General features: G+C 61.6%; 29 protein-coding genes. 15 read left to right on the top strand and 14 right to left on the bottom strand.

Annotated elements, in window-relative coordinates:
* Window positions 1-94 precede the first annotated feature (94 nt).
* Window positions 95-385, bottom strand: coding sequence for a YheV family putative zinc ribbon protein (locus tag PspS04_RS00225; protein WP_095165115.1), 291 nt, complete (start codon window positions 383-385; stop codon window positions 95-97).
* Window positions 382-2,460 (bottom strand): oligopeptidase A, encoded by a 2,079-nt coding sequence (gene prlC, locus PspS04_RS00220; protein WP_174244558.1) that lies wholly within the window; start codon window positions 2,458-2,460, stop codon window positions 382-384. The genes PspS04_RS00225 and prlC overlap by 4 nt, the downstream gene beginning before the upstream one ends.
* A gap of 62 nt (window positions 2,461-2,522) precedes the next feature.
* Here prlC and PspS04_RS00215 point away from each other — a divergent pair, with 62 nt between their 5' ends.
* Entirely contained in the window at window positions 2,523-3,068 is a 546-nt protein-coding gene (locus PspS04_RS00215; protein WP_095165114.1) for a gamma carbonic anhydrase family protein, read from the top strand.
* 19 nt (window positions 3,069-3,087) lie between these two features.
* On the top strand, window positions 3,088-3,741 hold the full coding sequence (locus tag PspS04_RS00210; RefSeq protein ID WP_095165113.1) for an HAD family hydrolase: 654 nt from the start codon (window positions 3,088-3,090) through the stop codon (window positions 3,739-3,741).
* A 73-nt stretch (window positions 3,742-3,814) separates the two neighbouring features.
* Here the strand turns inward: PspS04_RS00210 and PspS04_RS00205 are convergent, their stop codons facing one another.
* Complete coding sequence (locus PspS04_RS00205) at window positions 3,815-4,888, bottom strand: aminopeptidase (RefSeq protein WP_159992969.1); 1,074 nt, start codon at window positions 4,886-4,888, stop codon at window positions 3,815-3,817.
* Window positions 4,889-4,947: 59 nt separating this feature from the next.
* On the opposite strand from PspS04_RS00205, the gene PspS04_RS00200 reads away from it, so the two are divergent.
* Both PspS04_RS00200 and PspS04_RS00195 read left to right on the top strand, forming a co-directional pair.
* Entirely contained in the window at window positions 4,948-5,364 is a 417-nt protein-coding gene (locus PspS04_RS00200; protein ID WP_159992967.1) for a PA0061/PA0062 family lipoprotein, read from the top strand.
* Window positions 5,365-5,404: 40 nt separating this feature from the next.
* Window positions 5,405-5,827 carry a PA0061/PA0062 family lipoprotein gene (locus PspS04_RS00195; RefSeq protein WP_159992966.1) on the top strand — a complete coding sequence of 141 codons (423 nt, stop codon included), beginning with the start codon at window positions 5,405-5,407 and terminating at the stop codon, window positions 5,825-5,827.
* Between the two features lie 6 nt (window positions 5,828-5,833).
* On the opposite strand, the gene PspS04_RS00190 is transcribed toward PspS04_RS00195, so the two are convergent.
* Together PspS04_RS00190 and PspS04_RS00185 are read right to left on the bottom strand one after the other, a co-directional pair.
* A complete protein-coding gene (locus PspS04_RS00190; RefSeq protein WP_159992964.1) occupies window positions 5,834-6,067 on the bottom strand; it encodes a DUF1161 domain-containing protein in 234 nt (77 codons plus the stop codon).
* Between the two features lie 184 nt (window positions 6,068-6,251).
* Window positions 6,252-6,683 carry an OsmC family protein gene (locus PspS04_RS00185; RefSeq protein WP_095165107.1) on the bottom strand — a complete coding sequence of 144 codons (432 nt, stop codon included), beginning with the start codon at window positions 6,681-6,683 and terminating at the stop codon, window positions 6,252-6,254.
* 240 nt (window positions 6,684-6,923) lie between these two features.
* On the opposite strand from PspS04_RS00185, the gene PspS04_RS00180 reads away from it, so the two are divergent.
* A complete protein-coding gene (locus PspS04_RS00180) occupies window positions 6,924-7,925 on the top strand; it encodes an LLM class flavin-dependent oxidoreductase (RefSeq protein WP_095165106.1) in 1,002 nt (333 codons plus the stop codon).
* Window positions 7,926-7,993: 68 nt separating this feature from the next.
* Here the strand turns inward: PspS04_RS00180 and PspS04_RS00175 are convergent, their stop codons facing one another.
* Window positions 7,994-8,215 (bottom strand): DUF1161 domain-containing protein, encoded by a 222-nt coding sequence (locus PspS04_RS00175; RefSeq protein WP_095165105.1) that lies wholly within the window; start codon window positions 8,213-8,215, stop codon window positions 7,994-7,996.
* 131 nt (window positions 8,216-8,346) lie between these two features.
* Window positions 8,347-8,562, bottom strand: a complete 216-nt coding sequence (locus PspS04_RS00170) for a dodecin (RefSeq protein ID WP_029290270.1) — start codon at window positions 8,560-8,562, stop codon at window positions 8,347-8,349.
* A gap of 153 nt (window positions 8,563-8,715) precedes the next feature.
* On the opposite strand from PspS04_RS00170, the gene PspS04_RS00165 reads away from it, so the two are divergent.
* The gene (locus PspS04_RS00165; protein WP_095165104.1) at window positions 8,716-9,042 is read left to right on the top strand and encodes a DUF883 family protein; all 327 of its coding nucleotides are present in this window, start codon (window positions 8,716-8,718) and stop codon (window positions 9,040-9,042) included.
* Here PspS04_RS00165 and PspS04_RS00160 read toward each other — a convergent pair.
* On the bottom strand, window positions 9,039-9,932 hold the full coding sequence (locus tag PspS04_RS00160) for a LysR family transcriptional regulator (RefSeq protein WP_159992962.1): 894 nt from the start codon (window positions 9,930-9,932) through the stop codon (window positions 9,039-9,041). The two genes, PspS04_RS00165 and PspS04_RS00160, sit on opposite strands and share 4 nt — an antisense overlap.
* Before the next feature lie 112 nt (window positions 9,933-10,044).
* Between PspS04_RS00160 and trpB the strand changes: the two genes are divergently transcribed.
* The gene (gene trpB / locus PspS04_RS00155; RefSeq protein WP_095165102.1) at window positions 10,045-11,265 is read left to right on the top strand and encodes a tryptophan synthase subunit beta; all 1,221 of its coding nucleotides are present in this window, start codon (window positions 10,045-10,047) and stop codon (window positions 11,263-11,265) included.
* Window positions 11,265-12,077, top strand: coding sequence for a tryptophan synthase subunit alpha (gene trpA, locus PspS04_RS00150; RefSeq protein ID WP_095165101.1), 813 nt, complete (start codon window positions 11,265-11,267; stop codon window positions 12,075-12,077). The genes trpB and trpA overlap by 1 nt, the downstream gene beginning before the upstream one ends.
* Before the next feature lie 72 nt (window positions 12,078-12,149).
* On the opposite strand, the gene PspS04_RS00145 is transcribed toward trpA, so the two are convergent.
* Complete coding sequence (locus PspS04_RS00145) at window positions 12,150-12,476, bottom strand: DOPA 4,5-dioxygenase family protein (RefSeq protein ID WP_095165100.1); 327 nt, start codon at window positions 12,474-12,476, stop codon at window positions 12,150-12,152.
* 40 nt (window positions 12,477-12,516) lie between these two features.
* Window positions 12,517-13,467 (bottom strand): choline sulfate utilization transcriptional regulator, encoded by a 951-nt coding sequence (locus PspS04_RS00140; protein ID WP_159992960.1) that lies wholly within the window; start codon window positions 13,465-13,467, stop codon window positions 12,517-12,519.
* A 114-nt stretch (window positions 13,468-13,581) separates the two neighbouring features.
* Between PspS04_RS00140 and betC the strand changes: the two genes are divergently transcribed.
* From betC to PspS04_RS00125, 3 genes are all read left to right on the top strand, one after another.
* Complete coding sequence (betC, locus tag PspS04_RS00135) at window positions 13,582-15,096, top strand: choline-sulfatase (protein ID WP_095165098.1); 1,515 nt, start codon at window positions 13,582-13,584, stop codon at window positions 15,094-15,096.
* A 15-nt stretch (window positions 15,097-15,111) separates the two neighbouring features.
* Window positions 15,112-16,032 (top strand): choline ABC transporter substrate-binding protein, encoded by a 921-nt coding sequence (choX, locus tag PspS04_RS00130; protein ID WP_095165097.1) that lies wholly within the window; start codon window positions 15,112-15,114, stop codon window positions 16,030-16,032.
* Window positions 16,033-16,122: 90 nt separating this feature from the next.
* The gene (locus PspS04_RS00125; protein ID WP_159992958.1) at window positions 16,123-17,691 is read left to right on the top strand and encodes a SulP family inorganic anion transporter; all 1,569 of its coding nucleotides are present in this window, start codon (window positions 16,123-16,125) and stop codon (window positions 17,689-17,691) included.
* 1 nt (window position 17,692) lies between these two features.
* Here the strand turns inward: PspS04_RS00125 and aroE are convergent, their stop codons facing one another.
* Window positions 17,693-18,514 carry a shikimate dehydrogenase gene (aroE, locus tag PspS04_RS00120; RefSeq protein WP_159992956.1) on the bottom strand — a complete coding sequence of 274 codons (822 nt, stop codon included), beginning with the start codon at window positions 18,512-18,514 and terminating at the stop codon, window positions 17,693-17,695.
* 85 nt (window positions 18,515-18,599) lie between these two features.
* Window positions 18,600-19,517 carry an oxygen-dependent coproporphyrinogen oxidase gene (gene hemF / locus PspS04_RS00115; RefSeq protein ID WP_095165094.1) on the bottom strand — a complete coding sequence of 306 codons (918 nt, stop codon included), beginning with the start codon at window positions 19,515-19,517 and terminating at the stop codon, window positions 18,600-18,602.
* A 164-nt stretch (window positions 19,518-19,681) separates the two neighbouring features.
* Here hemF and PspS04_RS00110 point away from each other — a divergent pair, with 164 nt between their 5' ends.
* Window positions 19,682-20,659: an NADPH:quinone reductase gene (locus tag PspS04_RS00110; protein ID WP_159992954.1), complete on the top strand. Its 978-nt coding sequence runs from the start codon at window positions 19,682-19,684 to the stop codon at window positions 20,657-20,659.
* A 101-nt stretch (window positions 20,660-20,760) separates the two neighbouring features.
* On the opposite strand, the gene PspS04_RS00105 is transcribed toward PspS04_RS00110, so the two are convergent.
* Window positions 20,761-21,318, bottom strand: a complete 558-nt coding sequence (locus PspS04_RS00105; RefSeq protein ID WP_095165092.1) for an L-threonylcarbamoyladenylate synthase — start codon at window positions 21,316-21,318, stop codon at window positions 20,761-20,763.
* A 67-nt stretch (window positions 21,319-21,385) separates the two neighbouring features.
* Window positions 21,386-22,498: a DNA-processing protein DprA gene (gene dprA, locus PspS04_RS00100; protein ID WP_159992952.1), complete on the bottom strand. Its 1,113-nt coding sequence runs from the start codon at window positions 22,496-22,498 to the stop codon at window positions 21,386-21,388.
* A 324-nt stretch (window positions 22,499-22,822) separates the two neighbouring features.
* Between dprA and def the strand changes: the two genes are divergently transcribed.
* From def to rsmB, 3 genes are all read left to right on the top strand, one after another.
* Window positions 22,823-23,329 (top strand): peptide deformylase, encoded by a 507-nt coding sequence (gene def / locus PspS04_RS00095; protein WP_095080986.1) that lies wholly within the window; start codon window positions 22,823-22,825, stop codon window positions 23,327-23,329.
* Between the two features lie 74 nt (window positions 23,330-23,403).
* Window positions 23,404-24,351, top strand: a complete 948-nt coding sequence (fmt, locus tag PspS04_RS00090) for a methionyl-tRNA formyltransferase (RefSeq protein ID WP_159992950.1) — start codon at window positions 23,404-23,406, stop codon at window positions 24,349-24,351.
* Window positions 24,348-25,658: a 16S rRNA (cytosine(967)-C(5))-methyltransferase RsmB gene (gene rsmB / locus PspS04_RS00085; protein WP_159992948.1), complete on the top strand. Its 1,311-nt coding sequence runs from the start codon at window positions 24,348-24,350 to the stop codon at window positions 25,656-25,658. Before fmt ends, rsmB begins: the two co-directional genes overlap by 4 nt.
* Window positions 25,659-25,674: the final 16 nt, after the last annotated feature.

Here is a 25,674-nt window from a genome sequence, read left to right as displayed (position 1 = left end):
CATTAAAGTGGATTAAAGTTAATGGCTGATCATAAATCAGCACATTAGCCTGAACAAAGCCGGCTTCTCAGAGAGCCGGCTTTGTTAGTTGCCGTTACTGTGCCTCGTCAGTTTTTTTCTTCAACTTCGGGTTCACAAAGAACTGCACAGTCTGAACCTTGGTATCAGCCACCTTCACAGCACCGGTGTTGACCCGCGTCCCCAACTCCTTGGGAACCGACAGACCCTGCTCATTGAGTGTGTCCGAGTAACCGCACGCCACGCATTCGCGGTGCGGTACGTCGTCTTCACTCCACATCATCAATTTGTCCGGCTCGCTGCACGCCGGGCACACTGCTCCAGCAATAAAGCGCTTCTTGGTTATGCTCACAGGCCCATCACTCATGCTGCCGCGCCCTCATCCAGGCCGCTGTGGCGCAAGAGTGCGTCAATCGACGGTGCACGTCCGCGGAAGTCGACGAACAGCACCATTGGCTCCTGGGAGCCTCCACGCGCCAGGATCGCCTCACGGAAGGCCCGACCGGTCGCAGCGTTGAGTACACCTTCCTCCTCAAATCTGGAGAACGCGTCAGCCGACAGCACTTCCGCCCATTTGTAGCTGTAGTAACCCGCGGCGTAACCACCGGCAAAGATGTGCGCGAAACTGTTGGGGAAGCGGTTGTAGGCCGGCGCACGCATGACCGAGACCTCGTCGCGCACGCCCTCGAGCACCTGCAGCACACTGCGACCATCGCCGTGGGTGGCGTGCAGTTCGAAGTCGAACAGGGAAAACTCCAACTGACGCACCATCATCAGGCCCGACTGGAAGTTCTTCGCCGCGAGCATTTTCTGCAGCAAGTCCTGTGGCAGTGGCTCGCCGGTTTCATAGTGACCGGAAATCAGCGCCAGGCCTTCCGGCTCCCAGCACCAGTTCTCCATGAACTGGCTCGGCAACTCGACCGCATCCCAGGCCACACCATTGATACCGGATACACCCGCATGCTCGACTCGGGTCAGCAGGTGATGCAAGCCGTGGCCAAACTCGTGGAACAGGGTGGTGACTTCATCATGGGTCAACAGCGCCGGCTTGCCGCTGTCGGCTGGGGTGAAGTTACACACCAGGTTGGCTACCGGGCTTTGCAGAACGCCCTCGGCAGTGCGACGACGGTCGCGGGCACCGTCCATCCAGGCACCACCGCGCTTGTTGGCGCGCGCGTACAGGTCGAAGAAGAAGCGGCCAACGTGCTCGCCGTTTTCCTTGATTTCGAATAGGCGAACATCCGGATGCCAGGTGTCGAACCCCGTCTGCTCGGCGATCTCGATGCCGTACAGGCGCTGGACGATAGCGAACAGACCGCCCAGTACTTTATCGATCGGGAAGTACGCGCGCAGCGCCTCTTGAGCGACGCTGTAACGCTGCTCACGGAGTTTTTCCCCGTAGAAACCACTGTCCCAGCTTTGCAGGTCAGCACAGCCCTGTTCGGCCGCATAGGCCTTCAACTGCTCCAGATCCTGGGCGGCGAACGGCTTGCTGCGCTTGGCCAGGTCCCGCAGGAAGCTCAGGACCTGATCGCTGGACTCCGCCATTTTGGTCGCCAGACTCAGTTCCGAGAAACTGCTGTAGCCCAGCAGCCGGGCCAGTTCCTGACGCAAGTCGAGGATCTCTTCCATCACCGGCCCGTTATCGTTCTGACCGGCGTTGGGACCCTGGTCCGACGCACGAGTGCAGTAGGCGGCGTAGACTTCTTCGCGCAATGCACGGTCATGGGCGTAGGTCATTACCGCGAAGTAGCTCGGAAACTCCAGGCTGATCAACCAGCCATCCAGCTCCTTGGCTTGCGCCGCGGCGGCCATTTGCGCCTTGGCCGAATCCGTCAGGCCGGCGAGGGCGGCCTCCTCGGTGATGTGCTTGGTCCAGGCCTGGGTGGCATCGAGCAACTGGTTGGAAAAGCGGCTGCCCAGTTCAGACAGCTTGCTCTGCACCTCGGCATAACGCTTTTGCTCAGCCTCCGGCAGGTCGATACCCGACAGGCGGAAGTCCCGCAGGGAATGTTCGAGAATGGTTTTTTGCGCCACATCAAAGCCGGCCGCCTGCGGGCTGTTGGCCAGGGCCTCGAAGGCCTGGAATAGTTCACGGTTCTGCCCCAGCTCGGTGGAGTAGGCGCTCAGCGCTGGCAGGCAGGACTCGTAAGCTTCACGCAACTCGGCGCTGTTGCACACCGCGTTAAGGTGGCTGACCGGGCTCCAGGCGGCGCCCAGGCGGTCGTTGAGCTCATCCATCGCCAGCACCAGGCCGGCCCAGGTCGGTTCAGTGCCCTGGGTCTTGAGGAGGTCGGCAATGGCAGCGCGGTTGTCCGCGAGTATCTGTTCGATGGCCGGTTGTACATGCTCGGCGCGGATCGCCGAGAACGGCGGCAGGTCGTAGGACTGCAAAAGAGGGTTGTTCACGCTCACGGTTGGCACCTTGGCTGGAAGAAACATTGCCCCATCTTAATTACAATCGACGCCAACCGCAGCTATCAGCAACAGAGAGAGAGCCTATCGTGTCCCTTCGCAAGTATCAGAACCACACTCCCGTGCTCGACCATGGCGCGTTTGTCGACGGTTCGGCAGTGGTGATCGGCGACGTCGAAATAGGCGCCGACAGCTCCGTCTGGCCGCTGACCGTGATCCGCGGCGACATGCACCGCATCCGCATTGGCCAGCGCACCAGCGTGCAGGACGCCTGCGTACTGCACATCACCCACGCCGGGCCATTCAACCCGGACGGTTTCCCGCTGCTGATCGGCGATGACGTGACCATTGCCCACAAAGTCATGCTGCACGGCTGCACCGTCGGCAACCGGATTCTGATCGGCATGGGCAGCATTGTGATGGACGGGGCCGTGGTCGAGGACGAGGTGATCATCGGCGCGGGAAGCCTGGTGCCGCCAGGTAAACGCCTGGCCAGCGGCTTCCTGTATGTGGGCAGCCCGGTAAAACAGGCCCGGCCGTTGACCGACAAGGAGCGCGCATTCTTTACCTACAGCGCGGCCAACTACGTCAAGCTCAAAGACCTGCATCTGGCCGAAGGCTACGACCAGCTCTGACTCTCATTCGGGAATTTTCATGCATTACCAAAGCGTTTTATTCGACCTTGATGGCACTCTGACCGACCCGCGCGAAGGGATCACCCGTTCCATCCAGTACGCCTTGGGCAAACTGGGGATTGATGAGCCGGACCTCGGCAAACTTGAACACTTCATCGGCCCGCCCTTGCTGCAGGCCTTCATGCAGTTCTACGCCTTCGACGAGGCCAAGGCGTGGGACGCGGTGAACTTCTACCGTGAGCGCTTCAAAGTCACCGGGCTCTATGAAAATCGGGTGTTCGATGGCGTCACACCACTGCTGGAAACCTTGAGCGGGCAGGGGCGAGAGCTGTATATCGCAACGTCGAAACCCTGGATCTTTGCCCGGGAGATCGCGCGCCACTTCGATTTCGACCGACACTTCAAGGTGATCTACGGCAGTGAGCTGGACGGCACCCGCACCGACAAGGTCGAACTGATTGCCCACCTGGTGGCCGAGGAGGGGCTGGACCCAAGCAGCACCCTGATGATCGGCGATCGTAAACACGACCTGATCGGCGCCAAGCGCAACGGCCTGGATGCCGCCGCGGTGGGCTATGGCTTTGGCAGCCTTGAAGAACTGAACGCCGAGCACCCAGCGTACTACTTCGAAACGCTGGCGCAGTTGCATCAAGCGTTTTTGCGCGACGATTAAGATTGTCATCGCGGGCAAGCCTTGCTGCTACAAGCGCCCCCCTTGGAGCGAGGCTTGCCCGCGATGGCGCCCCTTAGCCAGACAACGACCTCAGGGCCGCCTTGCGCTGCTGCGCCGGTAACGCACCTAACTGTTCGACGGCGTCGTAAAACCTCTGCCAATCCCCCGCCAACTGCCTGAACAACTGGGCAAACGCCGGCACCCATTGCTCGTACAGACCGAAGGGCAGCAGACGCGCGTTGTTCATGGGGGCGTAAATCCAGGCGTCGTAACGCTTATCGCCGGCCCATTGGCTGTCACGTAGGGTTCGGTAGTCGCTGCGCAAGCGCTCGAACTCGGCGTTTTTGCGCTGGCGCATCTGCTCACTCGGCAAGGGCAGGGCGTACAGGGCCTCCAGGCGCGTGCGACAGTCCAGCAGCAACTGGGTGAACTGCTCGCGCTGTCGCACCCGGGCGTCGTTGGCCGGGGGTAACCCGCGGGCTATGCGCCATTGCCGAGTGCCTTGCTGCTCAACGAAGGTGGCAAACGACTCGTTGAACTCAGTGTCGTCCTTCAGATAAAAACGCTGATGCGCCAGCTCATGAAAAATCAGGCTGGCCAGGCGCTCGTCGCCCCAGCCCAGCATCGAATTGAGGATCGGGTCATTGAACCAACCCAAGGTTGAATAGGCCTCCACGCCACTGATCGAGACATCCATGCCCTGCAGTCGCTGCAGGGCTGCCTCGCCCCGCGCCGCACTCTGGCGGTAGTACCCGCGGTAGGCCACGCACCCGGCAATTGGGAAGCAATGGTTCTGCGGACTGAGGGAAAATTCCGCAGTGACGAACACATTCCACACCACATAGGGGCGACCTAGGTCTGCGTATAGGCGATAGCTCAGGTTGTCCGGCAGGTGCAGGTGCTGGCTGGCGAAGTCGCGGGCCTTTTGCGATTGCTCCAGGTGCGCGCGCAATGTCGCGTCGCTGGCCGGGTCAGCCAGCACCTTGCTGACCGGCTCGCGAGCCCGCAGCAACTGCCACTGACCGCTGGCCAACTGGCTGTAGTAATCGACGCTGGCACAACCGTTGAGCAACAAAAACATCATAGCCGGAAACAAAACGCGCAAAACGCGATCAAGTAACCGATGGCTTGGAAGCAGCCTGATCACATCGAATCATCCTTGGGGAGTCTGCCCGCAAGACTATCTCGCCTGACTGGAGCTTCGCTATGCGCGCGTTACTGCTGACTGGAGGCCTGCTGATGCTGGCCGGCTGTGCTGGATTGCCCCAACCCGACCCGACGCAAGCCTGGATCGACCTCGCCCCTCACCCTGAAGACACTGCATTGCAAGCGCTGGAGGTGGATGACAAAACCTCTGTGGACAAACGCTACTTCCAGGTTCCGCCCGGCCGCCATGAACTGACGGTGCGTTATCAGTTCACCGTCGATCCAACCAACATCGGCCCAAACGCCGAGCCGTTGTGGCGAGATTGTCAGTTGAGCGTGAAATTCAACGACTTCAACGCTGGCCAGCGCTATCAGTTGCAGGCTGGCAACATTGGCTTCCGTCCCTGGGCCAAACTCTACGACGAACAGCGCAAAGTGGTTGGCCAGGCGCAACCAGCGGGCTGTCAGCGCACCTGATCGGCGCTATGCTGAATACCTGACCACCCGGAACTGAATCATGCACAGGTATTTGCTGTTCTTTGCCCTCGGCGCATTGTCTGCGTGCGCCGCCAGCCCCCTGCCGGATGTCAATCCGAACATGGCCTGGGTCGACTTCGCCATGCCAACCCCCGGCGGAAAAGTCCTGATGGCCGAGCGCCTGGACAATCAACCACAGCGTGATGGGCGTTTTTTCCAGGTCACGCCGGGCAGCCATGAACTGACCGTGCGTTTTGACTTTGAAGTGTTTGGCGGTGGCATGGGCATGAACACCGACCCGCAGGAGCGGTTGTGCTACATGACCATCTCTTACGAGCATTTCGAAGCGGGCCAGCGTTACCGGCTCGAGGCCCGCTCACTGGCCTTTACCCCCAGCGCCCGGCTGTACAACGCCCAGCGCCAGCTCGTTGCCGAAGAACGTCAGGTCAATTGCGTGCCCTGAGGCGTCTTAGCGGTCGTTCTTTTGATAGATGATTTTTTTGCTACCGCCGTCGCAGGTGCCGACTACCATGTTCGGGTCATGCGCATCATCTTTGCTGACAATTTCCAGCGTATAGGACGATACGTTGTTGGCCTGGATCTTGGCTTCGATCTCGGCCTTGAGTTCTTCGCACGGTTTTGGCGCCGCCAGGGCCGATGTGGCCAGCGCACCGCAGATAACCGCCAAGGCAAAACGTTTCATGGTTGAAGCTCCCTTGAAGCAGCGCGCACGGGTGTGCGCTTGGGCTGCTGTCATTTATTCGACCACAATTTCGCCCTGGGAGTTCTGATTTGTAGGAGTCGGCTTGTTGGCGAATCTGCCAACTCGTGGTGTCAGACAGGTCCGTTTCGCTGGCAAGCCAACTCCTATGTGGGGGAGGAGAGGTTCAACTGACGAGCGTGCCATCCAGGGTGATTGTCGCGTTCAGCACCTTGGACACCGGGCAACCTTCCTTGGCTTTTTTGCTCAACTCGTCAAATTGCTGCTGGCTGGCGCCGGGGATTTTTGCCTTGAGAATCAGGTGCACGGCGGTAATCGCAAAACCACCGTCGACCTGATCCAGGGTCACCTCTGCCTGCGTATCGATGCTCTCGGCCTTAAGGCCGGCGTCGCCGAGAATCATCGAAAAGGCCATGGAGAAACAGCCTGCATGTGCTGCGCCGATCAGTTCTTCGGGGTTGGTCCCTTTACCACCCTCGAAACGCGCCTTGAAGCCGTAGGGGGCTTCCCTGAGGACCCCGGTTTCCGTGGAAATCGAGCCGATCCCGGTTTTCAGGTCACCTTCCCAATGTGCCGATGCTTTCTTCTTGATGCTCATGTGTGCCTCCTCAAGATCCGGCGCGAGAGTCGCGCCTTGATGGTTTTCGGTAGCTAAGGGTTCTGAGGATAGATGGCCGGACAAAGTTCACCCTGTCGGATAGAACCGCTTATCTGGTAGGCATTTTCAGGTCAGCTATTGAAACTCGGGTATATGCCCACATTGCATAGAACAGGCTTATACATTCGGCAGGTTTTCGTTAGTGAGAAAAGCCTGCATACCCCTTGGAGACGCAGGCTTATGAAACAACTGTCCGATATCAAGTTCTCGACCCTCGACCTGGTGCCCGTGCGGGAGAACGGCAGCCCGGCCCAATCCTTGCGCAACTCGCTGGACCTGGCGCAGCACGTCGAAAAATGGGGTTACAACCGCTTCTGGGTCGCCGAGCACCACAACATGGACGGCATTGCCAGCTCCGCCACCTCGGTGTTGCTGGGTTATCTGGCCGGCGGCACGTCGAGCATTCGTGTCGGCTCCGGCGGGGTGATGCTACCCAACCATGCACCACTGGTGATCGCCGAACAGTTCGGCACCCTGGAAAGCCTCTATCCGGGCCGGATCGACCTCGGCCTGGGCCGTGCCCCAGGTTCCGATCAACTGACCGCTCGCGCCTTGCGTCGCGAACGTTCCGGCAGCGCCGATGACTTCCCCGAAGACGTCGCCGAACTGGTGCGCTACCTCGGCCCCCGCACACCGGACCAACGCATCATCGCCATGCCCGGTACCGGCACCAACGTCCCGGTGTGGCTCCTGGGTTCCAGCCTGTTCAGCGCACAGCTGGCGGGCGAACGAGGCTTGCCCTACGCCTTTGCCTCGCATTTCGCACCGCGCTACATGCACGAGGCGATTCGCGTCTATCGCAATCACTTCAAGCCATCAGCGGTCCTCGACAAGCCCTATGTGATGCTCGGCGTACCACTGGTCGCCGCCGACACCGATGAGCAGGCCGAGTACCTGGCTACGTCGGTCTACCAGCGCATCCTCGCGCTGATGCGTGGGCAAAGCCTGGTTCAGCGCCCGCCCGTCGAGAGCATGGACGGCCTGTGGTTACCCCATGAGAAACAGGCAGTCGGGGATTTCCTCGGGCTGGCCATGGTCGGCAGTCCGGCAAAAATTCGCGGCAAGCTGGAAGTCCTGATCGAACAGACCCAGGCCGATGAACTGATCTTCACCTGCGACCTGTACGAGCACGCCGATCGCCTGCACTCCTACGAGCTGCTGGCGCAGGTGATGAGAGGCTGAGCACTTACCCCGCGCCCATAAAAAAGCCGACGCCAGAGCGTCGGCTTTTCACTTGCAGCGAATTCAAACTACTTCTTGTAGACGATTTCCTTGGAACCACCTTCACAGGTGCCTACGACTTTACCGTCAGCCGCAGTGCCCTTGTCGACGATTTCCAACGAATAACCTGACACGCCCTTGGCATCGAGTTTCGCTGCAATTTCCGCTTTCAGTTCTTCACAAGGCTTGCCGGCCGCAAGGGTTGTTCCTGCGATGCTCAGCAAACCAATAGCCAGAATCAACTTCTTCATCGGTCACATTCCCTGGTCGGATCAATAGGATTAGCGTTTAGCCCAAGGCATCAGCGCTCGCAGATTAAGTAGCGCTTTGCCACTCCCTATGGCAATCGGCCAGCTCACAAGTTCAGAAATCTAGTTCATCTTCAGCTATTCGCAATCCGGAACCCGACCTTCAGCGTCACCTGGAAGTGCGCAGCCTTGCCGTCCTTGATGTGGCCTCGGGTTTCAGTGACCTCAAACCATTCCAGGTGCTTGATGCTTTTGCTGGCCTCAGCCAAGGCATTGTTGATGGCGTCCTCGATACTGGTGGGCGAGGAGCCAACCAGTTCGACTTTCTTGTACGTGTGGTGGTCTGTCATGGCGATCTCCTTGGGTGTTCCTACAGCCTAGCAGTGATTTTCGGTATTTCTTCTGTGGGCATTTCTGCTGCTAAGGTTCATATTTTCTGCACTTTCACGAACTGCTGGAGTCGGAACCAACACACGCTACTCAATCAATGCAGGAGAGCCACCATGGCCAACACCTCTTTACGTAAAGCCTCATTGCAAAGCATGGAAGCCGAGATCGAGAGTCTGCTCAAGTCGTTGGAAAGCCTGAAAAGTGATGCCTCGGACGAGTCGCTGAAAACCCTCAAGTCCCTCAAAAGCAATGCCGAGAGCGCGCTGAAACACTCGCGCAGCCTGCTCAGCGATGCCTACACAGAAGTCAAAGTGAAAACCCGTGAGACCGGGATCGCGACCCGCGATTACGCGCAGGAACACCCCTGGACCACCGCGGGTGTAGCCGTCGGGGCCCTGGGTTTGCTGGCGGCCTACCTGCTGTGCAAACGCGGTGATTAATCTGCCTGGCGCAGCTCGTTTTTGAGCCACTGCGCCAGCTGCCGAGCGCGTCCGTCCGCGGCGCGCTTGGGTAACCACAACGCCAGTTGCGCCGGGGTTTGAGAAAACCCCCACGGCGCAACCAGGCGACCCGCCTTCACGTCCTCGGCCACCAATGGCTGTGGGGCAATCGCCACACCCAGCCCGGCCACGGCCGCCTCCAGCAAGTAATACAAATGCTCGAAACCCTGGCCGAACTTCAAGGCCCCTGGGTCGAGTTGGTTGTGCTGTGCCCAGCTGGGCCAGGCTTGCGGTCGCGATGTGGTATGCAACAAGGGTAATTCGAGCAAGGCACTGGCCGGTGCGTCACGCAGCAACTCATACCCGGAGAAGCGGGGGCTGAGCACCGGGCCGATTCGTTCGCTGGTCAGTTCATACACCTGCATATCCGCAGGCCATGGCGGCTCGGCGAATACCAGCAAGGCATCCAGGCCCGGACGACGCGGGTCCAGGTCACCTTCGCCGGCCGACAGGTGCAAGCGCAAATCCGGCAGATCGGCATTCAACCGCCCCAGGCGCGGAATAAACCAACGAGCCAGCAGACTACCGGAGCAGCCCAGGACAAAAGGCGCCTCGGCGTGGCCCTGAGTCAGCTCACCGCAGACCGTGCGCAGGCGCTCGAATGCCTCAGTGCTGGCGTCGCGCAGGCGTACGCCGGCATCTGTGAGTTTCAGGCCGCGTCCGTCCTTGACGAACAGACTCACCCCCAAGTGCTCCTCGAGCACTTTCAGCTGCCGGCTGACTGCTCCATGGGTAACGTGCAATTGCTCCGCCGCCTGACTGACACTGTGCAGGCGGGCAGCGGCTTCGAAGGCGCGCAGAGCGTTGAGAGGGGGCAGGTCGTGGCTCATGGTATCTGTGAGTTTTCCTGACAGGTTGTGGCGATCTTATCGGTTTTCAGCCATCGACGTCAGGGGTAGAGTGAACGCCATTGTCACTTCACGCATTCAACTGGAGCGCCCCATGACCCAGACTAATCTGCGCAACGGCCCTGACGCCAACGGCCTGTTTGGCGCGTTCGGTGGCCGCTACGTCGCCGAAACCCTGATGCCGTTGATCCTCGACCTGGCCCGCGAATACGAAGCGGCCAAGGAAGATCCGGCTTTCAAAGAAGAACTGGCTTACTTCCAGCGCGATTACGTCGGACGTCCGAGCCCGCTGTACTTTGCCGAACGCCTGACCGAATTCTGTGGCGGCGCCAAGATCTACCTCAAGCGTGAAGAGCTGAACCACACCGGCGCACACAAGATCAACAACTGCATCGGCCAGATCCTGCTGGCACGGCGCATGGGCAAAAAACGCATCATCGCCGAGACCGGCGCCGGCATGCACGGTGTGGCCACTGCCACTGTAGCCGCGCGTTTTGGTCTGGAGTGCGTGATCTACATGGGCACCACCGACATCGAGCGCCAACAGGCCAACGTGTTTCGCATGAAACTGCTGGGTGCCGAAGTGATCCCGGTAGTGGCCGGCACCGGCACCCTGAAAGACGCAATGAACGAAGCCCTGCGTGACTGGGTGACTAACGTCGACAACACCTTCTACCTGATCGGCACCGTCGCCGGCCCGCATCCTTATCCGGCGATGGTCCGTGACTTCCAGGCCGTGATCGGCAAGGAAACCCGTGACCAGTTGCAAGCCCAGGAAGGTCGTCTGCCTGACAGCCTGGTGGCATGCATCGGCGGTGGCTCCAACGCCATGGGCCTGTTCCATCCGTTCCTCGACGAGACCAGCGTCGAGATCATCGGGGTTGAAGCGGCCGGTCATGGCATCGAAACCGGCAAGCACGCCGCCAGCCTGAACGGCGGGGTACCTGGTGTACTCCACGGCAATCGCACCTTCCTGCTGCAGGACGACGACGGCCAGATCATTGATGCCCACTCGATTTCCGCTGGCCTCGACTATCCGGGCATTGGCCCTGAGCACGCCTGGTTGCATGACATCGGTCGCGCCCAGTACACCTCTGTGACCGACGATGAAGCCCTCGACGCGTTCCACAAGTGCTGCCGCCTGGAAGGGATCATTCCGGCACTGGAAAGCGCCCACGCCCTAGCCGAAGTGTTCAAGCGCGCACCGACCTTGCCCAAGGATCACCTGATGGTGGTCAACCTGTCTGGTCGTGGTGATAAGGACATGCAAACCGTAATGTTCCACATGGAACACTCTCAGCAGGAGAAACACTGATGAGCCGCCTGCAAACCCGTTTCGCCGAACTCAAAGAGCAAAACCGTGCGGCCCTGGTGACCTTTGTCACTGCTGGCGACCCCAGCTACGACACCTCCCTGGCGATCCTCAAGGGGCTGCCGGCTGCCGGTGCCGATGTAATTGAGCTCGGTATGCCATTCACCGATCCGATGGCCGATGGCCCGGCGATCCAGCTTGCGAACATCCGGGCCCTGGGCGCCAAACAGAACCTGGCGAAAACCCTGCAAATGGTTCGCGAGTTCCGGGCGAGCAACAACGACACACCACTGGTACTGATGGGCTACTTCAATCCTATTCACTATTACGGTGTTCCACGCTTCATCGCGGACGCCAAGGAAGCGGGGGTGGATGGCCTGATCGTGGTCGATCTGCCACCTGAACATAACGGCGAACTGTGCGATCCGGCCCAAGCCGCGGGCCTGGACTTTATCCGCCTGACCACCCCGACTACCGACGACGTACGCCTGCCAACCGTACTCAATGGCAGCTCCGGTTTTGTCTACTACGTCTCGGTGGCGGGTGTGACGGGCGCAGGTGCTGCCACCCTGGAGCACGTCGAAGAAGCGGTGGCCCGTTTGCGCCGCCACACCGACCTGCCGATCAGCATCGGCTTCGGCATCCGTACGCCAGAGCAAGCGGCGGCAATTGCCCGCTTGGCAGATGGGGTGGTGGTGGGTTCGGCATTGATCGACCATATCGCCAATGCCACCACGCCGGACCAGGCCATTGATGGCGTGCTGAGCCTGTGTGCGGCGCTGTCTGAAGGTGTACGCAACGCTCGCGTTGGCTAAGTTTTGATCCCGTAACAACCAAGGGCCCGGAACCATGTTCCGGGCCCTTTTTTTCTGGCGCCCGCCCACCCCTCAAAAAATCGACAGGTCCAGCGGCCGGATCGCCCCCATCCAGATCGCGTGGTCCGTGTGATCGGCCAGCTCATCCCCGGTCTCGGGATGCAGGAACACCACCAGTCCGTTGCGATGCAGCGCCAGCCACGGCAGCACCACGCCGATCAATTCCGGCCCAAAGGCCAACTGGCAGCTCCAGTCCGGGTGCGGCCCCACCGGGCGTTCGTGGACTCGACCCATTTGCAGGGGAAATAGCAGGGCAGCCTCTTCACACAGCGCCCGCGCCTGAGCAAGGGTGCTCGCGTCGAAATAAACATGGGCGTGGTAGCCCTTGATCCGTTGCATAGTGCTCTCGTCTTGCCCAATCCAAGTCCCAAGGGCAACGCTACACCGCAATGGACGGCAGGGCCAATCCTGCCAGCGACTCAGCGCTGCTGGCCTGTTCACTCATCAGCCAGTCGACGAACTGCTGGATCAACGCACTGCGGCGTTTGCGCTGGGGCAGCACCACGTAGTAACCGAACCCCGAGATCGCCGTCTCGGCAATCGGCCGCACCAAAAGCCCCTGCGCCAGCAGGTCATCGACCAAATGCCGCCAACCGATGGCCACGCCCTGACCGCCAATCGCCGCCTGAATCAACAGGGTGTAATTATCAAACCGCAATTGCCCAGGCGTCGGCGCGGTGGCGATACCCAGGCTGCGGAACACACCGCTCCAGTCGAACCAATGGCTGCTGTTCTCGCCCCGCAGATGCAATAGCGGCAACTCCAGCAAAGCGTGGGCGGGCAGGGGCATGAGCCGCTCCTTGAGTAACTGCGGGCTGCACACCGGGAACACTTCCTCGCTGAACAACCAGTGACTTTCACCCTGTTTGAAGCGCCCTTCGCCGAACAGCACGGCCACATCGATGTCGGGACGCAACATGTTGTGATTACGTTCGCTGGTCACCAGGCTGACATCCACCCGGGGGTTGGCCTCGTGAAAGCGATGCAGACGCGGCATCAGCCAGTAAGCGGCGAAGGCGAAATCGGTGGCCACCTGCAACACCTCATGCTGGTGCTGGGCACTGATCGCGCTCAACCCGGCCTCGATACTCTGCAGGCCGCCCTGCACCTGCTCGAACAGGATCGACCCGGCTTCGGTCAGCTCGATGCCCCGGTAGATGCGGTCGAACAAGCGTGTTGCCAGTTGCTCCTCCAACCGCTTGAGCTGTTGGCTGACAGCAGGTTGGGTGGTGCCCAACTCCACTGCGGCGGCGGTGAAACTGCCATGGCGCGCTGCCGCTTCAAAGGTGCGCAACAAGTCCAGGGAGAGTTCACCAAGGGCGTCATACATAAGGTGGGCTTATCCTAGTCATTGCCGGACATGGGCTTTACCGCGAAGAGCACGGGCTACATTCTCGATCACAGCACTTTCGCATAACTGCCCACTATGGAATGCCGCTATCACATGAAGCGCAAGAACATTCTTTTCATCATGGCCGACCAAATGGCCGCGCCCTTGCTGCCGTTCTACGGCGCTTCACCGATCAAGCTGCCCAACCTGAGCCGACTGGCGGACAAGGGCGTGGTATTCGACGCTGCGTACTGCAACAGCCCGTTATGCGCACCCTCGCGCTTCACCCTGGTCAGTGGCCAGTTGCCGAGCAAGATCGGCGCCTACGACAACGCCGCAGACTTTCCCGCCGATGTGCCGACCTATGCCCACTACCTGCGTCGCCTCGGCTATCGCACCGCCCTGTCCGGCAAGATGCATTTCTGCGGCCCGGACCAACTGCATGGCTATGAAGAACGGCTGACCAGCGACATCTACCCGGCCGATTACGGTTGGGCAGTCAACTGGGATGAACCGGATGTGCGCCCGAGTTGGTATCACAACATGTCCTCAGTCCTGCAGGCCGGACCTTGCGTGCGCACCAACCAGCTGGACTTCGATGAAGAGGTGGTCTTCAAGGCCCAGCAGTACCTGTTCGATCACATCCGCGAAGACGGCGACCAACCGTTTTGCCTGACGGTGTCGATGACCCACCCACACGACCCGTACACCATTCCCAAGGCATTCTGGGATCTGTATGACGACCAGGACATCCCGCTGCCGGCGACCCCGGCGCAGGCCGACCTCGATCCACATTCCCAACGCCTGCTCAAGGTCTACGACCTGTGGAACAAGCCACTGCCCGTGGACAAGATCCGTGATGCCCGCCGAGCCTATTTCGGCGCATGCAGTTACATCGATGCCAACGTCGGCAAACTCCTGCAGACCCTCGAAGACACCGGGCTGAGCGACGACACCATCATCGTGTTTTCCGGCGACCACGGCGACATGCTCGGCGAGCGTGGCCTCTGGTACAAAATGCACTGGTTCGAAATGGCCGCCCGGGTGCCGCTGCTGGTCTATGCGCCTGGCCAGTTCGCGGCCGGACGCGTCAGTGCCGCCGTGTCCACCGCCGACCTGCTCCCGACCTTCGTCGCCCTGGCCGGTGGCGAGCTGCAGCCTGGCCTGCCACTGGACGGCCGCTCGCTGTTGCCGCACCTGCAGGGGCAGGGCGGCCACGATGAAGTGTTTGGTGAGTACATGGCCGAAGGCACCGTCAGCCCGTTGATGATGATCCGCCGGGGGCCCTACAAATTTATCTACAGTGAAGACGACCCCTGCCTGTTGTTCGATGTACGCAACGACCCTCGCGAACAGGAAGAGCTCAGTCACTCGCCTCAGCATCAACCGGTTTACGCCGCCTTTCTTGCCGAAGCTCGCGCCAAGTGGGATATCCCGGCGATTCACCAGCAGGTCCTGGCCAGCCAGCGCCGCCGGCGATTCGTGGCTGACGCACTGCGCCTTGGCCACCTGAAGAGCTGGGACCACCAGCCACTGGTCGACGCCAGCCAGCAGTACATGCGCAACCACATCGACCTCGATGATCTGGAGCGCAAGGCTCGTTATCCACAACCCTGCCAAAACCAATAATGTAAGGGGAAGCGCATGCAAAGGTTATCCACAGTAGTGACCGCCGGGTTACTGATGCTTGGCAGTGTTTCGGCCTGGGCCGAGCAACGTTGCGACACCGTGAAGATGGCCGACCCCGGCTGGAGCGACATCGCCGCGACCAACGCGATCACCAGCGTGCTGCTTGAGGGCATGGGGTACAAGGCCAAGATCGATACCCTGGCGGTGCCGATCATCTTTGGTGGCCTCAAGGACGGTCAGGTCGATGTCTTCCTCGGTAACTGGATGCCAGCCCAGCAGGGCTTCTATGACAAGTTCGTGGCCAGCGGCGAGGTCACCCAACTGGCGAAGAACCTCGACGGCACCGAGTTCACCCTGGCAGTTCCGGACTACGTCTGGGAGGCCGGCGTGCATGACTTCGCCGACCTGAACAAGTACGCCGAGCAGTTCGACAAGAAAATCTACGGCATCGGCTCCGGTGCACCGGCCAACCTCTCGTTGCAGGACATCATCAAGAAAAACGACTTCGACCTGGGCCAATGGAAGCTGGTGGAGTCCAGTGAGCAGGCGATGCTCGCGGAAGTCTCGCGCGCAGTGAAGAAACACAAGTTCGTGACTTTCCTCGGCTGGACTCCACACCCGATGAACGTACAGCTGAAAATGCGCTACCTCAAGGGCGGTGAGAAGTACTTCGGCGACACCGGCAGTGTCCATACCCTGACCCGCAAGGGTTATGCCCAAGCCTGCCCGAACGTCGGCAAACTGCTGAGCAACCTGAGCTTCACCCTGGACATGGAAAACAGCATCATGGCCGAGGTGCTGAACAACAAGGTCAGCAACACCGAGGCCGCCAAGGCTTGGCTCAAGGCCAACCCGGCGGTGCTGGACAAGTGGCTGGACGGGGTGCAAACGGCAGACGGCAAAGAGGCATTGCCGGCGGTCAAGGCCAAGCTCTAAGCACTGGCCCACGGGATTGTTCCTGCGCACACGTGGGAACAATCACCTTTGCCCTGATACTCTTTGGCAAAAGCCCATTCGCGAGGATTCATGGCACTCCCCAGCCGCCATTCGCTCTTTCCCTTTCTCCGCTGGCTGCCCCGGCAGACCCGCGCCAGCGTCGGCCGCGATCTTGTCGTCGGGTTGAGCGGGGCGATTCTGGCGCTGCCACAATCGATTGCCTACGCACTGATTGCCGGCCTGCCGCCGGAGTACGGCTTGTACGCCGCCATCATCCCGGTGCTGATTGCCTGCCTCTGGGGCTCCTCCTGGCATCTGATCTGCGGTCCTACGGCGGCCATCTCCATCGTCCTGTACGCCAGTGTCAGCCCGCTGGCCGTGCCCGGTTCCCAGGACTACGTCACCCTGATCCTGTTGCTGACTTTCCTCGCGGGGGCGTTCCAGTGGCTGCTCGGCCTGCTGCGGTTCGGCGCCCTGGTGAACTTCGTCTCGCATTCGGTGGTGCTGGGCTTCACCCTCGGTGCCGCGGTGGTCATCGCCCTCGGGCAACTACCAAACTTGCTGGGGCTGGACCTGCCCAGCCAGGCCACGGCACTCGACAGCCTGGTGTCGCTGGCCAGCCATCTGCATGAGCTGGACAAACCCTCGTTGGCGCTGGGCCTCGGCACATTGGCGCTGGGTTTCGCCCTGAAGCTGTGCCTGCCGCGCTGGCCGAGCCTGTTGATCACCCTGGTACTGAGCAGCCTGGTGGTCTGGCTGTGGCCCTCGTGGTTCGGTCATGTGCAACGGGTCAGCGCGTTTGTCGGGCGACTGCCACCGTTCAACCCCTTGCCCCTGGATCTGGACCTGATCCTGCGCCTGCTGCCCAGTGCCGTGGCGGTCGGCATGCTGGGGCTGGTCACCAGCCTGTCGATTGCCCGCTCGCTGTCGACACGCTCGCAACAGTTGCTCGACGCCAATCAGGAAGTCCGCGCCCAGGGCTTTTCCAACATCGTCGGCAGTTTTTTCTCCGGCTCACTGTCGGCCGGCTCCTTCACCCGCTCCGGCTTGAGTTATGAAGCCGGGGCCTGCTCACCGCTGGCGGGCGTGTTCTCGGCGCTGTGGGTAGCCCTGTTTGCACTGGCCGGAGCAAAACTCATCGCGCACATCCCGATCCCTGCCATGGCCGGCAGCATTCTGTTGATTTGCTGGGGCCTGGTGGACCACCGCGGCATTCGGGCGCTGTTTCGGGTAAGCCGGGCCGAGTTTGCGGTGATGGCGCTGACCTGCGTCGCCACGCTGCTGCTGGAGCTGCAAACGGCAATCTACGCCGGCGTGCTGGCCTCGCTGTTCTTCTACCTCAAGCGCACCTCACAGCCCCGCGTGCAGCAATGGCGCGAGGGCGATGAAGAGATTCTGCGGGTCGGCGGTTCGATCTTTTTCGGCGCCAGCCATTACCTGCAAGTGCGCCTGCAGCGCACCCAGGGCCTGGCGGTGGTGATCGAGGCGCAATACATCAACTTCATCGACTATTCCGGTGTGGAAATGCTCCACCAGGAAGCCCGCCGCCTGCTCAGACAGGACCGCAGCCTGACCTTGCGTCGGGCGCGGGGGCATGTGGTCGAAGAGTTGCGCAAACTCGAAGGCGCGGAGAAATGCCCGATCCGCTTCGAGGATTGAACTACAGCGCCAATTGCCGGCGCAGTTCAGCCAACACTGGTGCCGTGTCCGGACGCACCCCGCGCCACAGGAAGAAGGCTTCGGCGGCCTGTTCGGCGAGCATGCCCAGGCCGTCCAGTGCCATGGCGGCGCCATGGGCACTGGCCCAGCGGCAGAAGGATGTTGGCTCCTTGCCGTACATCATGTCGTAGCACAGGGTCTTGCCGGGTTCGATCAGGCTGCTGGCGATCGGCGGTACATCGCCTGACAGGCTGGCCGACGTGGCGTTGATGATCAGGTCCACTGGCTCGCGCAGCCAATCGAAGCCGCTGGCCGAGACCGGGCCCAGATCGGCGAACAGCTCGGCCAGCAGCTCGGCTTTTTCCACCGTGCGATTGGCGATGATCACTGAGGCCGGATGCTCGGCCAACAACGGCTCCAGCGCACCGCGCACCGCGCCACCGGCGCCGAGCAACAGGATGCGTTTGCCGTGCAGGCTGAATCCGGCATTGACCGTCAGGTCTCGAACGAGCCCGGCGCCATCGGTGTTGTCACCCAACAGGCTGCCGTCGGCCAACTTGCTCAGGGTATTGACCGCCCCGGCCCGTTGCGCACGGGCCGTCAGTTGGCTGGCCAGGCGGTAGGCCTCTTCCTTGAAGGGCACCGTGACATTGGCCCCGCGCCCTTCAGCGAAAAATGCCGTGGCACAGCCGGAAAAATCATCGAGCGGTGCCAGCAGGGTGTTGTAGTCCAGTTGCTGTGCCGTCTGCTGGGCAAACAGGCGATGGATCAACGGCGACTTGCTGTGGCCAATCGGGTTACCGAAAACGACGTACTGATCCATCTCAAACCCTCTTGGAGCGCGCCCCTGCAGGCGCTTTTGTGCTCAACCACTTAGCGTTGTGTGCCGGCTATCCGGCGCCTGCAGATCAGGCCGAGCCCGCCAGCCAATCGCGGTCTTGCAGGAAGTACTCCGTCAGGCGCGCTTCTTCACTACCCGGCTCGGCCTTCCAGTCGTAGGCCCAGCGCACTTGCGGTGGCAGCGACATGAGGATCGACTCGGTACGCCCGCCCGACTGCAGGCCGAACAGCGTCCCACGGTCGTAAACCAGGTTGAATTCGACGTAGCGACCACGGCGAAATTCCTGAAATTCACGCTGTTGCTCGGTGTAGGCCTGGGCCTTGCGGCGCTGCACGATCGGCAGGTACGCCTCGATGTAGGCATCGCCGATGGCGCGGATGAACGCGAAGCAGGTGTCGAAATCCCACTCGTTCAGGTCATCGAAAAACAGGCCGCCGATGCCCCGGGGCTCGTTGCGATGCTTGATGTGGAAATAGCTGTCGCACCACGCCTTGTAACGGCTGTAGACATCCGGCCCGAATGGCGCGCAGGCCTGGGCGGCGACACGGTGCCAATGCACGCAGTCTTCTTCATTGCCGTAGTAAGGGGTCAGGTCGAAGCCACCACCGAACCACCACACCGGCTCTTCACCGGGTTTTTCCGCGATGAAAAAGCGCACGTTGGCGTGGGACGTCGGCACGTGAGGGTTGTGCGGGTGGATCACCAGTGACACGCCGAGGGCCTCAAAGCCGCGTCCAGCCAACTCCGGCCGGTGTGCGCTGGCCGAGGGCGGCAGGCCGCTGCCAAACACGTGGGAAAAGTTGACGCCGCCTTTTTCGATCACCGCACCATTTTCGATCACCCGCGTCCGCCCGCCACCGCCGGCTGGTCGGGTCCAGGCGTCTTCGACAAAGCGCGTGCCGCCGTCTTCTGTTTCCAGCGCGGCACAAATGCGGTCTTGCAGGTCGAGCAGGTAGGCTTTAACGGCTTCGGTGCGGGTAGTCATGGCATCACCTTGAATCGGGCAAAGCTACGCGGCGCTCGATCAGAACGGCAGCCGACGCAAATGGGCGCGTAGCATAACACTGCACCCGGGCCTGCCACAGTTGACGAAGATCAAGCTTAGGAGTCCGATAGGACCCTACGCAAAACCACCCAAGGAGAGTGCAGATGGCCAAACGAATCCAGTTCCGTGCCCATGGCGGCCCCGAAGTGCTTGAGTATGTGGACTATCAGCCGGCCGAGCCGGGCCCGCAGCAGGTGCGCGTAAGCAACAAAGCCATCGGCCTGAATTTCATCGATACCTATTTTCGCAGTGGCCTGTATGCGCCTCCAGCCTTGCCATCGGGCCTGGGCGCCGAGGGTGCCGGCGTGGTCGAGGCCGTCGGCAGCCAGGTCAGCCGATTTAAGGTCGGCGACCGCGTGGCCTATGGCAGCGGCCCACTGGGGGCCTACAGCGATGTACACGTACTGCCGGAAGCCAACCTGGTGCATCTGCCCGAGGCCATCAGCTTCGAACAGGCCGCCGGTGTAATGCTCAAAGGCCTGACGGTGCAATACCTGCTGCGTCAGACCTATGAACTCAAGGCTGGCGAAACCATCCTGTTCCACGCCGCTGCCGGCGGTGTCGGTTCGCTGGCCTGCCAATGGGCCAAGGCCCTGGGCGTGAAGCTGATCGGCACCGTCAGTTCACCGGAAAAGGCCGCACTGGCCAAGGCCAACGGCGCTTGGGCGACCATCGACTACAGCCATGAAAATGTCGCAGAGCGGGTACTGGAACTGACTGACGGCAAGAAGTGCCCGGTGGTCTACGACGGCGTCGGCAAAGACACCTGGCTGACCTCCCTCGACAGCACTGCACCCCGTGGGCTGGTGGTGAGTTTCGGCAACGCGTCGGGGGCGGTGGACGGGGTGAACCTGGGAATTCTCTCGGCCAAGGGTTCGCTGTACGTCACCCGACCGACCCTGGCGACCTACGCCAACAATGCAGAGAACCTGCAGCGCATGGCCGATGAGCTGTTCGAGATGATCATCAGTGGTCAGTTGCGGGTTGATATCAGCCAACGTTACTCGCTGGCTGAAGCGGCGAAGGCCCAGACCGAGCTGTCGGCTCGACGTACCACTGGCTCGACCATTCTGCTGCCCTGAGAGTTATTGCCTCAGACAGGAGGTCTTCGCTGGCGGCTTGCTCGCGAAGGTGGCGTACGCGAGCAAGCTTTGCTCCTGCAGCGAACCGCAGCAGCGCGATCTCAGTCCGGACGCACCACGTGGCCGGTCGCCAGGTCGCGAATCACACTGGGGTTCCTGCGCCCGCCGAGTTGGCCGCCCAACACCAGGTCGACTTGCCCACGGAAATACTGCTCGACGCGAATCCGCGTGCGCGCCGCCGGCCGTCCCTGAGGGTTGGCGGACGTCGACACCAGTGGCCCGACCAACGCACACAGATCGCGCACCTGCGGGTGATCGCTGACGCGCAGGGCCACGGTTTCGTGAACCCCGGTGATCCATTGCGGCAACATGTTCTGGTGGGGCACCAGCCAGGTATTCGGCCCTGGCCAGGTGCTGGCCATTCGATCGAGCCACAACTGCGGGAAGTCATCGAACAGGAAATCGAACTGGCGGATATTGTCGGCTACCAGGATCAGGCCCTTTTCCACCGAGCGTCCCTTGATCGCCAACAGGCGATACACCGCCTCTTCATCCCAGGGGTCGCACCCCAGGCCCCAGACGGCTTCGGTTGGATAGGCAAGCACCGCCCCTGCGCGAATTCCTCGTGCGGCTTGTTGCACACGCCAACTGTTGACCATGACCGACTCTCCAAAATAAGGCTGTGCGCAGTTTACCCATCTTCCTTATAAATCCCAGTGCATGAACCTAGCTTAGGCGGGCAAACCAGCGTCCGCCTTCCGCCACCGCCCGACCTTCCATTTCCAGCTCGGTCAGCGCCACCAGCACTTTGGGCAAGGCCCAGCCGCTGGAGTCGGCCAGGGCTTCGCTGGTATGGGGCGCGGCAAACAGCAGGCGCAACAGCGGGTGATCGAGTTCGGCTGGGACCGGGGCCATGACCGGGGCGGCCGGCAGGTACTGCCAGCCACGCAAGCCTTCGAGAATATGCTCGATGGTCTCCACCAGGGTTGCCCCATCGCGAATCAACTGGTGACAGCCTCGGGCAGCGGGGTGATGGATGGAGCCGGGAATCGCATAGACCTCGCGCCCTTGCTCTGCCGCCAGCCGGGCGGTGATCAACGAACCACTGGCGACACTGGCCTCGACCACCAGCACGCCCAGGGACAAACCACTGATGATCCGGTTACGCCTTGGAAAATGGCTGGGGTGCGGCCCGGCATCCAGGGCAAATTCGGAAACCACCGCGCTACCCTGGGCAATCATCGCCTCGGCAAGGGCGCGGTTGCGCTGTGGATAAAATTTTTCCAGGCCAGTACCCAGCACGCCCACCGTCTGCCCTCCAACATCCAGCGCGGCCTGGTGCGCAGCCGCATCGATGCCCAGCGCCAAGCCACTGGTGATCACAAAACCGGCGCCTGCCAGGCTGCGGGAGAACGCCGCCGCGGTGTCCATTCCCGGCCTGGAAGCGCGACGGCTGCCGACCATCGCCAGTTGCGGTTTTTCCAGGATCGACGGATCCCCGGCGACAAACAACAAGGGCGGCGGGTCACTGATCTCGGCCAGCAACGCGGGGTAACCGGGCTGGTCAATCATCAGCAAATGCTGGCCCTCACGCTCTAGCCAGGTCATTGCGTGATGCGCGCCATCACGAATCAACGGGCTGCGCCGGGCCTCTGCGCAGGCGGCGGGCAAACCCAGGGCGCGCCAGGCACTGGCCGGGGCGCTGATGGCTTTGGAGGCCGAACCAAAGGCTTGCAGCAACTTCTGAAAACGCCGCGGCCCCAGTTCAGGCAGGAGGTGTAAACGCAGACGAGCTTCCAGTTCCGCCGGCGAAACCGGCAGGGATATAGACGACGGCATAAGATCATCCTTGATCGTAATTGCGCCTGACGAGCCAGGAACAAGCTGTGGATAAGTCTGTTGGTAACTTGTTGAGTGTTTTCCCGCCCAGAGGCCCTGGAGGGCAGGGATTTTTGCCCTGCGTGCAGGCTGTGGCGGGCGACGGCCAAAGGTTTGTGATTTCCCTCACGCAGTGAATCCCTTTATTATGTGGGCTCGCGTAAAACGCCAGAGCCGGCATGGCTCGCTCCCGCGAGGGGGCTTCGTTTTACAGCCATCGCCAGCCTCTGCGGACTGCCAGGCGATCGGCCCTGACCTTACTTCACACGTGCAGCAATTACGCTTATGGCCATTTTGAACATCCTCGAATTCCCCGACCCGCGCCTGCGCACGATCGCCAAACCGGTGACCGTAGTGGACGACGAAGTGCGGCAGTTGGTCGATGACATGTTTGAAACAATGTATGAAGCGCCAGGTATCGGCCTCGCGGCGACCCAGGTCAATGTGCACAAGCGCATCGTGGTCATGGACTTGTCCGAAGACCGCAGTGAACCGCGGGTGTTCATCAACCCCGAGTTCGAGACCCTGACCGACGAAATGGACCAGTACCAGGAAGGCTGCCTTTCGGTACCCGGCTTCTACGAAAACGTCGATCGCCCGCAGAAGGTCAAGATCAAGGCCCTGGATCGCGACGGCAAGCCGTACGAACTGATCGCCGAAGGCCTGCTGGCGGTGTGCATTCAACATGAATGCGATCACCTCAACGGCAAATTGTTCGTCGACTACCTGTCCACGCTCAAACGCGACCGGATCAAGAAGAAGCTGGAAAAGCTCCATCGCCAGAACGCTTGATTCCTTTCTTCCAAAGGCTTGCTGCGGCAAGCCTTTTTCTTTTGTGACTGCTTCTGAAACCGAGAGCCTCCTCAATGCGCATCGTCTTTGCCGGCACCCCCGAATTTGCCGCCGAACACCTCAAGGCCCTGCTCGACAGCCCTTACGAGGTCGTGGCGGTCTACACCCAACCGGACCGTCCGGCAGGTCGTGGGCAAAAGCTGATGCCAAGCCCGGTCAAGCAACTGGCCCTGGAACACAACATTCCAGTATTCCAGCCGCCGACCCTGCGCAATGCCGACGCCCAGGCCGAACTGGCCGCGCTGCAGCCGGACCTGATGGTGGTGGTCGCCTATGGCCTGATCCTGCCGCAGGTGGTGCTGGATATCCCACGCCTGGGTTGCATCAACAGCCATGCTTCCCTGTTGCCGCGCTGGCGCGGTGCGGCGCCGATCCAGCGCGCCGTCGAAGCGGGCGATGCGCAGAGCGGCGTCACCGTGATGCGCATGGAGGCGGGGCTCGACACCGGGCCGATGCTGCTCAAGGTGAGCACTGCGATCAGCGGCCAGGACACCGGCGGCACCCTGCATGACCGACTTGCCGAGATGGGCCCGCCCGCAGTGCTGCAGGCGATTGCCGGATTGGCCGCCGGTACCCTGCAAGGCGAAGTGCAGGACGACAGCCTCGCCACCTATGCGCACAAATTGAACAAGGACGAGGCGCGCATCGACTGGAGCCGCCCGGCGGTCGAACTGGAACGCCTGGTACGCGCCTTCAACCCATGGCCGATCTGCCACAGCACCCTCAATGGCGAGGCCCTGAAAGTCCTGGCCGCCCACTTGGCCGATGGCCAAGGCGCCCCGGGCGAGGTGCTCGGCGCCAGCAAGGACGGCCTGATCGTCGCCTGCGGTGAGCAAGCGCTGTGCTTGACCCGCCTGCAATTGCCCGGTGGCAAGGCCCTGAACTTCAGCGACCTGTTCAACAGCCGCCGCGAGAAATTTGCCCTGGGCACCGTGCTCGGCCAGTCGGTGGACGCGCAATGAACCCACGTCTGGCCGCCGCCAAGGCACTGGCCGCTGTCCTCAGTGGCAAAGCGTCCCTCAACAGCTCCCTGCCGACTCAACTGGACAAGGTCGAAGACCGCGATCGCGGCTTCACCCAGGACCTGGCCTTCGGTACCGCACGCTGGCAGCCACGCTTGTCGGCGCTGGCGGGAAAACTCCTGCAAAAGCCCTTCAAGGCGGCGGATGCCGATGTCGAGGCGTTGCTGCTGGTCGGCCTGTACCAACTGCTCTACACCCGGGTACCAGCCCACGCCGCCATCGGTGAAACCGTGGGCTGCGCCGACAAGCTGAAAAAGCCCTGGGCCAAGGCCCTGATCAACGCCGTGCTGCGCCGCGCGCAACGTGAAAGCGAAGCGCTGTTGGCCGAACTCGAGCACGACCCGGTAGTACGCACCGCCCATCCACGCTGGCTGCAAAAATCCCTCAAGGCCTTCTGGCCCCTGCAGTGGGAAGCCATTTGCGCCGCGAACAACGCACACCCTCCGATGATTCTGCGGGTCAATCGCCGCCATCATGACCGCGCTGCCTACCTGCAGTTGCTGAGCCAGGCCGGGGTAGCCGCTCAGCCGTGCACCTTCAGCCAGGACGGTATCGTGCTCGAGACCCCGACTGATGTGCGCAGCCTGCCGGGCTTCAGCGAAGGCTGGATCAGCGTGCAGGACGAAGCGGCGCAACTGGCCGCCGAACTGCTGGACCTGGCGCCGGGCCAGCGAGTGCTCGACGCCTGCTGCGCACCCGGCGGCAAGACCTGCCATATCCTCGAAGTCGAGCCTGGGCTGGCCGGTGTGGTGGCGGTGGACCTCGAAGCCAAGCGCCTGGTACGGGTCAAGGAGAACCTCGAACGGCTGGGCCTGAGCGCCGAGCTGATCGCCGCCGATGGCCGCGACACCCAGGCCTGGTGGGACGGCAAGCCGTTCCAGCGGATTCTGCTCGACGCGCCTTGTTCGGCGACGGGCGTAATTCGCCGGCACCCGGACATCAAGCTGACCCGCCAACCCGATGACATCGCCGCGCTGGCCGTGCTGCAAGGCGAACTGCTCGACGCGATGTGGCCAACCCTCGAGGTAAGCGGCATCTTGCTGTACGCCACCTGCTCGACACTGCCGACCGAGAACACCGAAGTGATCGCAGCCTTCCTCGGGCGCACCCCCGGCGCTCGCGAACTGGACATCGCCAGCCAGGCCGGCATCAAGCAACCCCATGGTCGCCAGTTGCTGGCGCAAGAGGGTGGCCATGACGGGTTCTATTACGCCAAGCTGATCAAGATTGCCGCCGCGCGCGGTTAACCGGTTTTAAGGGAGT

The sequence above is a fragment of the Pseudomonas sp. S04 genome, assembly GCF_009834545.1.
Taxonomy (GTDB): Bacteria; Pseudomonadota; Gammaproteobacteria; order Pseudomonadales; family Pseudomonadaceae; genus Aquipseudomonas.
Note: the sequence above shows the minus strand (reverse complement) of the source record. Positions and strands in the feature narration are given on the sequence as shown.